Annotated in this window: 10 protein-coding genes and 2 tRNA genes; 8 read left to right on the top strand and 4 right to left on the bottom strand. The window is 70.6% G+C overall.

What is annotated here, in order from left to right:
* Positions 1 to 352 precede the first annotated feature (352 nt).
* The 3 genes from MKK53_RS09770 (at position 353) to MKK53_RS09760 (ending at position 1,722) form a co-directional block, all read left to right on the top strand.
* Positions 353 to 586 carry a hypothetical protein gene (locus tag MKK53_RS09770; protein ID WP_243928505.1) on the top strand — a complete coding sequence of 78 codons (234 nt, stop codon included), beginning with the start codon at positions 353 to 355 and terminating at the stop codon, positions 584 to 586.
* 84 nt (positions 587 to 670) lie between these two features.
* Entirely contained in the window at positions 671 to 865 is a 195-nt protein-coding gene (locus tag MKK53_RS09765; protein ID WP_243928504.1) for a hypothetical protein, read from the top strand.
* A gap of 44 nt (positions 866 to 909) precedes the next feature.
* On the top strand, positions 910 to 1,722 hold the full coding sequence (locus MKK53_RS09760; protein ID WP_243928503.1) for a universal stress protein: 813 nt from the start codon (positions 910 to 912) through the stop codon (positions 1,720 to 1,722).
* Positions 1,723 to 1,794: 72 nt separating this feature from the next.
* On the opposite strand, the gene MKK53_RS09755 is transcribed toward MKK53_RS09760, so the two are convergent.
* Together MKK53_RS09755 and MKK53_RS09750 are read right to left on the bottom strand one after the other, a co-directional pair.
* The gene (locus MKK53_RS09755) at positions 1,795 to 2,535 is read right to left on the bottom strand and encodes a Crp/Fnr family transcriptional regulator (protein WP_243928502.1); all 741 of its coding nucleotides are present in this window, start codon (positions 2,533 to 2,535) and stop codon (positions 1,795 to 1,797) included.
* Between the two features lie 461 nt (positions 2,536 to 2,996).
* Positions 2,997 to 3,812, bottom strand: coding sequence for a universal stress protein (locus MKK53_RS09750; RefSeq protein WP_243928501.1), 816 nt, complete (start codon positions 3,810 to 3,812; stop codon positions 2,997 to 2,999).
* Between the two features lie 336 nt (positions 3,813 to 4,148).
* On the opposite strand from MKK53_RS09750, the gene MKK53_RS09745 reads away from it, so the two are divergent.
* Entirely contained in the window at positions 4,149 to 5,591 is a 1,443-nt protein-coding gene (locus MKK53_RS09745) for a mannose-1-phosphate guanylyltransferase/mannose-6-phosphate isomerase (protein WP_243928500.1), read from the top strand.
* A gap of 296 nt (positions 5,592 to 5,887) precedes the next feature.
* Here MKK53_RS09745 and MKK53_RS09740 read toward each other — a convergent pair.
* Positions 5,888 to 5,962: transfer RNA gene (locus MKK53_RS09740), tRNA-Thr, on the bottom strand.
* A 603-nt stretch (positions 5,963 to 6,565) separates the two neighbouring features.
* Between MKK53_RS09740 and MKK53_RS09735 the strand changes: the two genes are divergently transcribed.
* Together MKK53_RS09735 and MKK53_RS09730 are read left to right on the top strand one after the other, a co-directional pair.
* A complete protein-coding gene (locus MKK53_RS09735) occupies positions 6,566 to 7,249 on the top strand; it encodes a class I SAM-dependent methyltransferase (protein ID WP_243928499.1) in 684 nt (227 codons plus the stop codon).
* A complete protein-coding gene (locus MKK53_RS09730) occupies positions 7,246 to 8,589 on the top strand; it encodes a hypothetical protein (RefSeq protein ID WP_243928498.1) in 1,344 nt (447 codons plus the stop codon). Before MKK53_RS09735 ends, MKK53_RS09730 begins: the two co-directional genes overlap by 4 nt.
* A gap of 186 nt (positions 8,590 to 8,775) precedes the next feature.
* On the opposite strand, the gene MKK53_RS09725 is transcribed toward MKK53_RS09730, so the two are convergent.
* Positions 8,776 to 10,899: an FUSC family protein gene (locus tag MKK53_RS09725; protein ID WP_243928497.1), complete on the bottom strand. Its 2,124-nt coding sequence runs from the start codon at positions 10,897 to 10,899 to the stop codon at positions 8,776 to 8,778.
* A 199-nt stretch (positions 10,900 to 11,098) separates the two neighbouring features.
* On the opposite strand from MKK53_RS09725, the gene MKK53_RS09720 reads away from it, so the two are divergent.
* Positions 11,099 to 11,175, top strand: a tRNA-Arg gene (locus tag MKK53_RS09720).
* Between the two features lie 175 nt (positions 11,176 to 11,350).
* Complete coding sequence (locus MKK53_RS09715) at positions 11,351 to 11,725, top strand: response regulator (protein ID WP_243928496.1); 375 nt, start codon at positions 11,351 to 11,353, stop codon at positions 11,723 to 11,725.
* The last annotated feature ends 149 nt before the right edge of the window (positions 11,726 to 11,874 follow it).

Here is an 11,874-nt window from a genome sequence, read left to right as displayed (position 1 = left end):
CGCGTCCATCCCGGCCTCTCCTCGATCTCCCGCAAAGTCTCCGCCGCGCCGGGCCGTTCTTCGGCGGCGATAGCGGCGACGACTTCGCCTTCACCTGCCCCCCGGCCGGCTCACCGCCTCGTTCGCGGGTGCAAATAGCTGACAGTATTTAAGCGTTCCAAGAATACGGCCATACATGGAACTGATCCAGATTTGATTTTCCAGCGTGAAATTAATTCGGAAATGTCACGTCTGAAAACTGTCACCTGATCGACGGAGAGTGGCGCGCGTTGCATATGGCCGGGCAGGCGAGGCCACGGGGAACGGCGATGGACGAGGCGACCGGTTCGGTGCGGGCCCGGGTGAGGCGGCGATGAGCGTGTTCCGGCGCCAGACCGTGGGCGACTGGCAGAAGACCGGCCACCGCGGCCTGCGCATCCCCCGCTGCCCGACCTGCCGGGCCACCACCTGGGCGAGCTGGGGCCAGCTCTGCGCCGGGGCGGAGGAGGACGTCGTGGCCGTGGCCCAGCGCCTGCGCTGCATCGCCTGCGGCGAGGCCCCGGCGGGCCTGCCCATCGTCGCCAGCACCAGCCCGGCGGTGCAGTAAGGCGCCGCGCGGCCGGATTTTGCGCTGGATCAAGGCGCCCGCGCCCCGACGCGTCACCATGGGGCCCTCGATGAGGAGGTGCCCATGGCCACGAACATCCTGCCCCTGCCCACCCCCACCGTCCGGATGCCCCGCGGCACCGCCATCACGGCGCGGGTCGAGGGGACGGCCGCAAACGGCGCCGGGCACCTGCACGGCCGCCTCGGCAGCCTCACGGCCCTCGCCCTGGCCTGCACGGCGGCGGTGATCGTCACGGTGCTCATGCGCGTGGCCCACTGAGGGCCGGTCCCCCGGCGCCCGCACGGCAAGCGATGGAGGTGGCGATGTCCTACGCGACGATTCTGGTCTGCGTCGATCTCTCCGGTGCCGCGCCGGCCCGGATCCGGCTGGCCGCGGGGCTGACGCCGCGGTTCGAGGCGATCCTCACGGGGGCCGCGGCCCGGAAGGTGCCCGCCCCCGTGCTGGTCAGCGACATCTCCGATGCCCAGCTTCAGGAGGAGCGCAACCGAGAGGTGGTCCGGGCCGAGCTGGAGTGCGCCCGCGACGTCTTCGTCCGCAACGCCGAGGGCGCCTTCGATACGGAATGGCGCGCCACCCATGCCACCCCCCTCACCCACCTCGTGGCAGAGGCGAGGGCGGCCGACCTCGTGGTCGTCGGGCAGGAGGGCGAGGGGGCGGAGGATCGCGGCACCCTCGGCGTGGCGTCGGGGCCCGTCCTGATGGAGGCCGGCCGCCCGGTGCTCGTCGTGCCGCTGGAGGTCGAGGCCCTGCGGGCCGCGCGCATCGTCGTCGCCTGGAAGGACACGGTGGAGACCCGCCGGGCCGTGTCCGGCGCGCTCCCCTTCATCCGCCGCGCGGATCAGGTCTTCGTCGCCGGGGTCGGCGAGGGGGCCCATGCCGAGGGCGCGGAGCAGGTGGCCGCCCACCTCGCCCGCCACGGCGCGGCGGTGACCACCCATCTGATCCAGGACCGGAAGGGCCCGGCCGAGGAGATCCTCGATTTCGCGCGCCGCCAGGATGCCGACCTGATCGTCATGGGGGCCTACGGCCATTCCCGCATGCGGGAATGGGCCTTCGGCGGCGTGACCCGAGACCTGCTCCGGCGCAGCCCGGTCTGCTGCCTGATGAGCCATTAAGGGGCCGATCAGGCGGTGCGGGCACGGGCGGACAGGACGGTGATGGCGGGGGGACGTCCCCCGTCCGGGCGTTCAGCCGGCGGCCAAGTGTTCCAGGCGGCCGGGGTCGAGCACGCGCACGCCGCCGGGCACGATGAGGATGGTGCGCTCGCGGTCGAGGCGCGTCAGCATTCGGCTCACCGTCTCGATGGTGAGGCCGAGATGATCGGCGATGTCCTGCCGGCCCATCGGCAGTTCCACCGTGGCCGAATCGTGGCCGATCCGGGCGTAGCGGCGACGCAGGCCCCCGAGGAAGCTCGCCACCTTCTCCTCGGCGGTGCGCCGGCCGAGGAGCATCATCTGGTCCTGGGCCAGGGTCAGCTCGTAGGCGGCGCGTTCGTGCAGCCGCAGGAGCAGGTGCGGCTTGTCCGCCACCAGCGCCCGGAAGGCGCCCCGCTCGAACCGGCAGAGGGTCACCGGGCCGAGGGCCGCGGCGGTCACGGTGAACCGCTCCGGCAGGGCGAGGCCGAGGAAGTCGCCGGCTAGGGCGAAGCCCATCACGTGGCGCCGGCCATCCGGCAGCAGGCGGGAGAGGACCAGCGCCCCCTCCGTGACGTTGTAGACGGCGGTGGCATCGTCCTCCTGGGCGAACAGGGTCTGCCGGGGGGCGAGGGTGATCTGCCGGCTCAGGGCCTCCAGCTCCTCGAGCTCGTCGATGGTGAGGGCGGCGCAGATGCTGAACAGCCGCGCCTTGCAATCCTGGCAGCTCTCCCCCTGCCAGCCGTGATGGCAGGGATGGGCCGCGTGGTCGTGGCTCAACTCTAAAGTGCTCATTTGCGCAGACGTCCCGTCCTGCGCGTATCAAGCCCCCGATTTCACAGGGGCCCTGCGCTGGCGCACAAGACTAATACAAATAATTGCCCAGGCCAATGGATTTGGTTCCATCACGGATTTGCGCGCAGGTCCGATTCTTGCCCAAGCCAAGTCTTTCCAGATCCGAAGTCTTTCCAGAGAGAATGAAATGAAAGACGCCATGCGTGCTTTCCGTGCTTCGCGCGTCCGTCTGTAATCTCGGCTCGCGTTGGGCCCGAATGCCGCAAATGGATCGTCGTGGCCTGTCGATCGGCCCGCGGCGCCTTCCGCCAGCCGCGTCGGTGGCCATCCCTCGATCCCGGCGTGATCGGGGAGGCACCGCCCCGCCTGCTCCGGCACCGCCCCCACACCCCCTCCCCACGGGGGGAGGGGACCCGCCCTGAGCCACGCGACGCCGGGATCCCGGCGTCGCCGACACCGCGCTAATGGCTCATCAGGCAACAGATCGGGCTGTGGCGCAGCAGGTCGCGGGTCACGCCGCCGAAGGTCCATTCGCGCAGGCGGGAATGGCCGTAGGCGCCGATCACGAGGAGATCGGCGGCGTGCTCGCAGGCCATGTCGATCAGCGCCTCGGCGGTCCCGGCGCCGTCCGCCGCGGTCCGCGCGGCCGTGGCGGGGATCCCCCTCGCCGCGAGGGTGCGGACGAGATCCTGCGCGCCGCCCGGCTCCCCCCCGTCCGACACCGAGCAGACGACGACCTGCGCGGCCCGCGCCAGGAAGGGCATCGCGTCGGCCACCGCCCGCCGGGCCTCGCGGGTGTTCTTCCAGCCGATCGCCACCCGGCTGGCCTCCAGGTGCTCCACCGGGGCGGGCACGAGCAGGACGGGCCGGCCGAGGGCCATCACCGCCCCGTCCGGCGCGATGGCGAAGCGGCCCGCGGGCGTGTCCCGCAGGGGCCGCCCGAGCACCACGAGATCCGCCGCCACCGCTTGGGCCAGGAGGAAGGAGAGGGGGTCTTCGATGTCGGAGCGCCATGCCATGCGGCTGCCGAGGGCGGCGGCCTGCGCGAACAGGGCGTGGGCCTGCCGCAGCCTGTCGAGGCAGAGTTCATCCAGCACCGGCAGCACGAAGGGCCCGCCCGCGCCGGGGTCGGCGGAGAAGGCCGCGTAGTCGGGCCGCTCGGCGGCGACGCCGATCAGCCCGGCGCCGAACCTGTCGGCCAGGTGCGCCGCCACCCGCACGCGTCGGCGGGATTCCTCTTCCGGATCGACCGCCACCATGATGCTCGCGTAGGTCATCGCCGCCTCCTGCGTCGCACGGGCCGGATGCGCGGAGATCGGGCGCCGGGCATGGCGATCCTGCGCCCGGGGCGGCGGGGCGCCTTGATCCACCGCAAACGGCCGGGGGGCTCGACCGCCGGGGGCCGATGCGGCATGAGGGGCGCCCCGCGGCGGACCCGGCGGCATGGCCCGCTTATTGCCGGCGGCGACCGAATACGGGTTCCGCGGTTAGGTTAAAAACCGAATCCATGCCGGGCGGTTGTCTGTTCTGGTAGAGAGTTTCCGAAACGACGGGTTCGCGAAGACAGTTCGTCGCAATCCCTTCGCAACCGGTGTGACAGCAGGAGCAGGCCGATGTCGGGTGACAATGCGCAACTCATCCATCCGGTCATCCTGTGCGGCGGGTCCGGCACGCGGCTGTGGCCGGCCTCGCGGGAGAGCTTCCCGAAGCAGTTCATCCCGCTCGCCGAGGCGCACCGCTCCTCCTTCCAGGCGACCGCCGCCCGGGTGACCGACGCCACCGTCTTCGCCCGCCCCGCGGTGATCACCGCCAACGATGCCCGGTTCATCGTCGCCGAGCAGCTCGCCCAGGCCGGGCTCGCCGCCGACATCCTCCTCGAGCCCGCCCGGCGCGACTCGGCGGCGGCCGTCACCGTGGCCGCGCTTCACGCCGCCGCCCGGCAGCCGGACGCGCTGGTGCTGATCCTGGCGGCCGACCACATCGTGGGCGACGACGCGGCCTTCCTCGCCGCCGTGCGCGCCTGCAGCCTGGGGGCGCAGGCGGGCCACATCATGACCCTCGGCCTCGTGCCCACCGCGCCGGCCACCGCCTACGGCTACATCCAGCCGGGCGAGCCCCTGCCCGGCGCGGCGGGGGAGGCCGGCGCCCGGGTGGTCCAGCGCTTCCTGGAGAAGCCCGATGCCACCCGCGCGGCGGGCCTCATCGCCGAGGGCGCCCTGTGGAACAGCGGCTACTTCCTGTTCCGGGCGGACGTGATGCTCGACGAGATGCGCACCCACGCCCCGGCCGTGCTCGCGGCGGCGGAGGCCTCCCTCCGGGCCGCCGTCCGCGACCTCGACTTCCTCCGCCTCGACACCGACGCCTTCCTCCAGGCGCCGCAGATCTCGGTGGACTACGCCGTGATGGAGCACACCGACCGGGCGGCGGTGCTGCCGGTCTCGTTCCCCTGGTCCGACATCGGCACCTGGGGCGCCCTGTGGGAGGTCTCGCCGCAGGACGAGGCCGGCAATGCGGTGCGCGGCCGCGTCGCTTTGCACGGCACCCGCAACAGCCTCGTCCACAGCGAGGGCGAGCTGCTGACGACGGTGGTCGGCCTGGACGACGTGGTGGTGGTGGCCACCTCCGACGCGGTCCTGGTTACCAGCCGGGAGCGCGGCGGCGAGGTGAAGACCCTGGTGGAGCAGCTGCGCGCCAAGGGCGAGCCCGAGGCCGACGCCCACCGCCTGATGTACCGGCCCTGGGGCAACTACCAGCGGATCGACATCGGCTCCCGCTTCCAGGTGAAGCGGATCACCGTCAAGCCGGGCGCCCGGCTGTCGCTCCAGAAGCACTACCACCGGGCGGAGCACTGGGTGGTGGTGCGCGGCACCGCCGAGGTGACGGTGGACGACACGGTGGCCCTGGTCCACGAGAACGAGGCGATCTACCTGCCGATCGGCTGCGTCCACCGCCTCACCAACCCCGGCAAGATCCCCCTGGAGCTGATCGAGGTCCAGGTCGGCTCCTATACGGGCGAGGACGACATCATCCGCATCGAGGACGTCTACGGCCGCTGAGCCCGGCACCGCCGCCGGATCGCCGTGCGGACCCGGCGCCCCGTGCCCTGCGCGGCGCGTCGGCTCCGGCATCAGGCGGCCTGTTCCTCGATGGCCGGTGAGAACGAGGGCCGACCCCGGAGAAGGCGATCACCAGCACCGTCGCCGGTCCGAGGGCGGCGTGCGGCCCGCCGCCGCCTCGCGAGGATTCACCAGCGGTTGTCGCGTCTGAACGAAGATCAATGGGTCCGCGCCGAGCGAATGCTCTCCGCGCTCACCGATTGAGGGCTCGCCCCGGGCGGCGGCGGTCCGAGGGGTGGTGCCGGCGGAGGGGATCGAACCCCCGACCTTCGGTTTACAAAACCGCTGCACTACCGCTGTGCTACGCCGGCGGACGCCCTGAAGCCGTTGAGGAAATTGGCTGTTTCGGTGCGTCGGAACCGTCTTTGACTACGTCTGAGGGCGCTTCGTCAAGGCACGGGCCCCGGCCCATTCCGTTGCCGGCCCGTTCGCATTCTCCCCCCGGTCGGAGGAGGTGCGGAGCCCTCTCCCCGTCTTGCGGGGCGCGGCGCGTGCGGCCGGACACTCAGACCGACGCCGCGGTCTGGCCGCCCTGCGCACGCCCCACGACCATGCCGGCGCTCTCACCGCTGGGCCACCTCGTGGAATCGATGCCTCCCCTTGCGTATGATCCACCGGACTTCACGGCTTATCCTAGGCGCGAGCTGCGGGCCGCACCCGGGATGGGAGAGGCAAAGGGGTCGAGGTGCCCGTCAGATCATACAACTGGAACGGTGCGGTCTTACCAGTAACCACAGACCTGTGGTTGAAATGCATCATCTCTCGATCGTGACGGGGGTGGGTGCACTTGATCACTTTTGCATGATCGGCAAATACGTAAGATGTAAAGCTGGCTAGGTAAGCAGTCCCATTTCTCGAAATGGCTTCTGAGGGCCGGGATGACACTTCGCTATTGAGAACACCGGGACGGACAAATGATTTCCGAAGGAGAGCCAGCCCGAAGGGATGTTTATTGGAACGAATTTTATAAGGCGAGCGGTCACTCGTTGAGTTCCGAGCCGTCCAGTTTTGCGAAGCTCGTTGCCGAGAACATCAATACGCCATCGCTGGTCTTCGAGTTCGGCTGCGGGAATGGTCGAGATAGTTTCTTCTTTTCCAAGCATGGGCATGATGTCGTGGCGATCGACGGATCGTCGGCGGCGATCAGCGATGTCGATGCGCGGATCATAGAAGACAACCTCGCCAATATTCGCACCATAAAAGCGAAGATCGACGAGCACGGTCTCGGTGATCGGCTGCGCGCGTGCGCCGAGCGGGACAACGGCGTGACGTCCCCGGAGCTCGTCGTGTATGCGCGGTTTTTCCTGCACGCGCTGACCGCGGCGGAGCAGGCCGAGTTCCTGGCCGTCGCCGTTCAGCTGCTGGGGCGTGGCGGCCTGTTGGCGGTCGAGTTCAGGACCTGTGATGATCAGCGCGGGCTGAAGGCTACGCCGCTCCATTACCGCAGGTATATAGACCCTGAAACCTTCGCTCAGGATGTCTCCCGGCTCGGCTTCCACGTCGTGTACCGCCAGCAAGGGAAGGGTCTCGCGCGGCAGGGCATCGACGATGCGCATGTGGCGCGGTTCATCCTGTCTGGCTCCCGGAGATCGGCGTGACGATCCAGTCTCTCGAACAGTTGTTCGCCCACGTCCATTCGCTCTGGCGGACGTGTTACCCGGACCTGTGCTTCACCACCGACGCCCGCGGCGGGCCATTGATCATCAGGGTGGGCGACCCGACGATCTCGAAGCTTCGCTTCAGTCTGGCGAAGTATGAATGCCTGCATCTTGGGGCGATCAACCTGATCGCCAGCCGTCCAGGCGCCCGCCGGTCGAATCGCGCGCTGGCCCTCGTCGATGGCGTGTTCGAGCTCAGTTCCGTTCTCCCCGGCGCGGAGCACCTGCAGGAGGACGATTGGTCCAACGGTTCCGGGAAGCCCTGGATCACCTTTCACACCTGTTCGGAACAGAACCCCTATGCGGTGCTGACGCTGACAACGGCGGCGGCCATCTCACGCCTGGAGATCCAGAACCGGGATGACGAGTACGCGGCGCGTGCGTGGGGGCTGAAGGTCGAAACGCTCGGCGTGGAGGGCGACTGGAACGTCGTCTACGATGCCACCGCGCGGGGGGACGCCTTCGTCTCGACGCTGCTGGCCGCCTACAGGCACGCTCCGGAGGAAATTCCACTCCAGGCTGAAATCGATCTGACGGCCCGGTTGCTGCGCCTCATGGTCTCCGGCGACCTCAGGGGGCTCGAGGCGGAATTGCACGAAGACCACGTGGTCTCCCACGAGAACAAGGTCTTCATCCAGAAGAATCTCGGCCGGCTGTTCCTGAATCCGATCGATCTGGATTGGACGAGGCACGGCATCTCCAAGACATTCAAGCACTGGTCGTTGCCCCAGAAGATCGAGCATCTCTCGGATGCGATGGAGATCGTGCGCGATCTGAGATCTCTGACGGCGAACGTATCGTTCGGCTACGGCGCGGTCTTATCCTTCGTGCGCGACAGGGATCTCATGCCGCACGACGACGATATCGACATCATCGTCGCGTTGCCGCGCGATCGGTTCGGGACTTTGCCGGACGCGGTGAGGCACGTGGAAGACCATCTCCGATCGCACGGATACTCCGTCTTCGGCGACCATCGCACGCATCGGCAGGTCGGGCGGCCCGGGAAGAAGGATTGCGACGTCTTCGTCGGCTTGGTCGAGGGTCAGTTCGTATCGTGGTTCCCGGGTGAACGCGGCGCCTTCAACCTGACGGACGTCTTCCCGGTGATGGAGGCGCGCCTCCTCGGGGTGACCTGCGCGTTTCCGCGGAATCCCTTCGTCTACCTCGATACGGTGTACGGACCCGCTTGGGCGACGCCCCTCCCCGGCTGGTCGCACGATTGGGATCCGGCCGAGTACCTGGACATCCTCGGCGACGGTCCGGACAGCGTCGGCGCCTAGACCTTTTTCTTTCCCGCATTTTCTTGCGCCGAACCGGCATCCACTTCGGCGGAAAATGCTCTGGCGCATCGATCCGGGCGGAGGCGTCGGCCCTGTCTGGACAAATCGATGCAACAACAAGTGACTGCTGCTGAGACGCCTGAACGAAGTGTCGGCGTCACTTCACGCGGGCGCCGGGGCGCGCGCTCACCCCGGCGCGAGGGGGGTGCGGCCGCCGCCTGGGCGCAGGGTGCCGGTCAGCAGGTCGACCTGGGCGGCGAGGCGGGAGAAGGAGGGGCCCTGCAGCGTGTCGGGCCGCGCGGGCAGCCCCGCCCCGTCGGCGGCCAGGGCCGCCAGCGTGTCCACGATCCAGTCCTTCCAGGCGGGCAGGGCCGGGGCGGTGGCGTCCGGGGCGTGCCGGAGCACGGACAGCCGGGCGCTGATTCGGCGCAGGGTGGCGTCGGCGACCATCGCCGCCTCGACCTCCGGGTGGTGTCCGGCCCGGGGCTGCTGCAGGGCCCGGGAGAGGGCCGCCTCCAGGTCGTTGAGGGCGAGGCCGGCGGTGCGGGCCGCGGTGCCGATGGCCGCCTCCCGGTCCTCGCCGGGCGGGGCCGAGAGGACGGCGCGGGCGAACTCGGCGTGGGCCGCGAGGGTGCGGCGCAATTCCCGTCGCACCTGATCGGGCTCCCAGATCGGCCAGAGGACGAGGCAGCTCGCCACGGCGATCAGCCCGCCGAGCAGGGTGAAGCCCGCGCGCTCGCCGACGATCTCCCACGAGCTGTGGCCCGGCTCCAGCACCTCCACGAGCAGCACGACGAGGGGCGTCAGGCAGGTCACGAAGAACCCGTAGGAGATCTGCCGGGCGGCGAAGCCGACGATGCTGAGGGCGAGGATCAGCCCCGCCTGCCACAGGGGCGTCGCGGCGTAGTAGGCCAGCACCGCCCCGACCACGCCGCCGAGCACCGTCCCGCCGATGCGCTCCAGAGCCCGCTGCCACGTCGCCGCATAGAACGGCTGCATGGTGAGCACGAGGGTGATGACGAGCCAGTGGGCGAAGGCGCCGCCGTAGCTCAGCGTGCCGGCCAGGGCCGGCGCGGCGACGACGCTCGCCCGCACGGCGTGGCGCAGGTTGGGGGAGGAGAAGGTGAGGTTCTGGACGAGGGGGGCGAGGTAGCGGGTCCGCCAGCCGAGCCGGCCGCCCTCGTCGAGGCCGCCGGGGCGGTAGCCCTCCGGCGTGGACAGCTTGGCGCCGATCCGGACCCGGCCGATGGTCCGCTCCGCGAGGTGCGCCAGGGTCGGCTCGGCGGCGAGGTCCTCGCCGGCCCGGGCCAGGGCCGGTTCGAGGCGGGCGAGGTCGAGGCTCGCCTCCTCGCGGATCGCCCGGGCGATCACCACGAGGAGCGGCCGCAGGCGCCGCAGGAACCGCTTGGTCGCGTCGCGCTGCTCCGGTGAGGGGCGGCTGTCCAGGAGCTCCGTCACGGCGATCAGGTTCGAGAAGATCTGCTCGGCGCTCTCCAGGCGCAGCAGCGCCTGGGCGGTGCGCTCGGAGACCCGCTCCCGGCTGCGGGCGAGGTCGAGGATCATCGCCCGCGCGGTCTCGATCGCGAGGCGCACCCCCCGGCGGTGGGCGCGGGCATGGCCGTCGAAGGCCGCGGCCTCGGCCTCCGGCTGGGCCGCCAGCCGTTCGAGGTCGCCCACGAGGCGGGCGAGGCCGCGCCAGACGTCGGCCACCGCCCGGTGCGCCGGCCGGTACGGATGGAGGCGCCAGATGACGAGGGCGAGGAACGTGGCCCACAGGCCCCCGGCGGCGAACATCAGGGCGGTGAGCCCGGCCTCGGCAGGCGCCAGGGCCCGGTCGAGGGCGATGCAGACCACCACGACGAGGACGTTGCCCGCCGCCTGCGCCTGGATGCTCCACACGCGGATGTAGGTGCAGGCGAAGATCACCGCGCAGGCCACGGGCACGACGAGGGGCAGCCCCATCGGCCGCAGCAGGCCGAGGCCGGCCCAGAGCAGCCCGCCGACGAGGGAGAAGGCGGTGAGCACCCGCAGGCGGATCCGCATCGGCCCGCCGGTGTCGCAGAAGCAGGCGAGGTTGGCCGCGAAGGCCATCGTCAGGAGCGGCGGCCAGTGGACCAGGGCATCGAGCAGGAACACCACGCCGAAGGCGAAGCCCGCCCGCACCCCCTCCGCGATCTGGATGCTGCGCAGGTCGAGGCCGATCGGCAGGCGGGCGAGGTCCGCCCCGGGTTGCCCCAGGCTGCCGCGCCCGTCGCGCCTGCGCCTCCGGGGCCGGCTGGGCGAGGGGGCCTGCGGGGAGGGGGCGGACACGCGGGCGGGTTCCTCGGTCTGGATCGCGGACGGGGTCTCGTCCCGGCATGCGCGGCGGGCCTGCGCGACGACGGGGCGTGCGGCCTCGGCCGCCCCCCGGGCGTGATCTGTCCAGAATCGGCCCCCGCGGCAACCCCCGTGGGGGCGGGATGCCTTGACCGGCGGCCTCCCCCGTGGCTTTTCGGGGCGGCCGGCACCCGACTCCGTAGCTCAGCTGGATAGAGCAGCCGCCTTCTAAGCGGCAGGTCGTTGGTTCGAGCCCAACCGGGGTCGCCAGGCATCTCCCTGACGGGGCCTGTGGCGGCGTCGGCCGTTCCGACACGCCGAGCGGCGGTCCAAGCCCGGCAGATCGCCCTCCGCCGGGCCGGGGGCAGGCTTCGGGCGCCGCGCGACAGTTTCGCCATCGCCGTCTCCGCCGGAAACCGATGCCGGCCTTGCCGGTTGGGACGCAATGCCGAGCAAGCGCGATCCCCAATCATCGCTGGTCCTGGTGGTCGAGGACGATGACCTCGTGCGGATGATCGCCGTCGATATGCTGGAGGATGCCGGATTCGCGGTGGTCTCGGCACGCCAGGCCGACGAGGCGTGGTTCATCCTGCACGAGCGGGCGGATATCGGCGTGCTGTTCACGGATGTCGACATGCCCGGGTCGATGTGCGGGGTGACCCTGGCGGAGCGCGTCCACCGGGCCTGGCCCGACATCCGGCTGGTCCTGACCTCGGGCCGCAACCGCTTCGCCAACCGGGACATGCCGGACCACGGCCTGTTCGTCCCCAAGCCCTACAGCGTCGGCGAGGTCGTGGACGCCATCCATCACGCGGATTGATGCCGGATGCCGCCCGGCGGCCGGGTCAGTCCCGGGTGATTTCCAGCAGGGGCGCGTCGGCGGTGAAGACCACGCCCCGGGGGCGGTAGTCGATCTCGGCGGTCCCGCCGATCTCCCGGGCCAGGGCGCGCTCGATCATCCGCGAGCCG

This window comes from Methylobacterium sp. J-076, from assembly GCF_022829405.1.
Taxonomy (GTDB): Bacteria; Pseudomonadota; Alphaproteobacteria; order Rhizobiales; family Beijerinckiaceae; genus Methylobacterium.
This window is presented reverse-complemented; position numbering and strand designations above follow the sequence as displayed.